The organism is Flavobacterium sp. (assembly GCF_023151265.1).
Taxonomy (GTDB): domain Bacteria; phylum Bacteroidota; class Bacteroidia; order Flavobacteriales; family Flavobacteriaceae; genus Flavobacterium.
This window is the reverse complement of the sequence record NZ_JAKLJH010000230.1, coordinates 1-1,865: the sequence shown is the minus strand read 5'-3', so window position 1 is coordinate 1,865 and position 1,865 is coordinate 1. Positions and strand designations below refer to the sequence as shown.

Below are 1,865 nucleotides of genomic sequence, written 5' to 3'. Positions count from 1 at the left end.
GAGATTTGAGTGCAAAGAGAAAATAGAAGTTGTCTTGATATTTTTTCTATTTTTTCTTTTTCTACTTCTCTTTTTTCGCCTTCCTTTCGGTGTTCGTTTCTCTTCTCCTCGATTTTTGAAATTATTTCTTGAAGTTGATTAATTATGAAGTCTGTGTTATCGTTCAGAACCGAGAAAAATACATTAAGCGTTCTTAGGCCTAGTGTATAAGTTTCCTTTAGTAACTGAAATTTGACTGGACCAGTCATTGATCCGGTTGGATTATTTTTTAAAATCTGTCCAATTATTTCAATAAGTTTAAAACTTAGATTTAATTTTGAAACAATATCTATTTCATCAATATCTTCATCTAAATCCCATGTTGGTTTAATCTCAGATTCCTTTTGCCGCAATTCAACTTCATCATGTTTTGTATTTTCTTCGTTACGCACTTCTTCTACTGTCTTTGATTTCAGATAGAGTTTTGGAAGCTCAGAAACTAGTTCATGCAAATGTGAGATGTCATTTTCGAGTTTACAAGGACTTAACTCTTTGAAAATGTCACTTGCATTTTTAATTAACTCGGTTACTATAAATTCATCATTGCTAAAATGAATCAGAAACATTAGAATGTTTGCAAACTCCGTTCTATAAAGTCGTTGACAAAGTTTAGTAATTACTTCTTTGATTTCTCTTTTTGCAATGTTTTTTGCTAAAAATTGAGCCTGAAAATAATAATATGTGTATTGGTACTTAAACTCGATCGTATCACCGAATGAATTTAACACGCCTACTTTACACAAAGTATCTATTGTTTTATCTGCTGTCATTGACGCAGGTAAATCCATTTTGGCAAACTGACTTATGTCTTTATGAAAAGTATCGAACTCATTACGAGAAATGATTGTTGTTTTCTTCTCAAAGAAAAAGTTGGCTAATTCAGCACAATAGCTTTGGTAAGTATTCAGTTCCGATTGCTCTCTGATATTGTCTGTAAGCGATTTTAAAATTAAAAGTTGGTAATAATTGCCATAAGAGCTTACCTGTAAATCATGCGGATTTGTTGATTCTAAAGCCTGTAAAAGAATAAGAAGAAAAATAGGATAATTTGGAACAATCCGTTGACCCATTGCGATGCTAATGGACCGCATAGCAATATCTATTTTTTTATAAGTTTCTTCATCAGTAACAAAGTCCTCCCTGCCTAAAGTATACCAACGTTGTATAAGTTTAGCTCTCATTGAATGGTTGAATTCAAGAATTTCGTATTGATGAAATTCTGAAAACAAATCACCAGGAGTTTCCTCATCTGCAATTATTTCTTCTATCGCCACTAGTTCATTCCCAATGAACAATAGGTTTTTGTAATAATTACTTATACTCTTTATAAAACGACCCTTTGCCTTTTGATTTTTGAGTGGATTCTTATCAAAATCGTCAATTAAAATGAAAACATTTGAAATGTCCTCCTGCTTAAAATCTTCTAATGCATCAGTTCCATATTGATTGATGAATTCCTTTTCAATAAGATTTTTGAAATCTACAAGACCTGAATTCTTGATGCTTTTTCCATCAATAATTAGAGGAACGTAATTTTTCAGGTACAGTGTTTTAAATACCGTTCGTAGCAAGGATGTCTTCCCAATGTTTTCACCTCCAAATAACAAGTATTTTGAATTTGGTTTTATATTTCTAATAACACTTTCTGCATTTTCAAGCAAATAGGAAATGTTTTCCTCGCTACTTTCTCTGGTATTGAAATAACGTAGTGTCGGATAAACATATATATCTCCCAATTTAATGTCTGATTTTTGTGGATGCCTGAATTTACCACCAACATCATTTAGAACTTCAGCAAACTCACGCGTCAAATTGTATTTTGATTT

At 31.7% G+C, this 1,865-nt stretch carries 1 protein-coding gene; it reads right to left on the bottom strand.

What is annotated here, in order from left to right; translation table 11 throughout:
* Nucleotides 1–1,865: hypothetical protein (locus tag L6Q46_RS13865; protein WP_291284807.1), on the bottom strand; the 1,865-nt coding region annotated here is incomplete at both ends.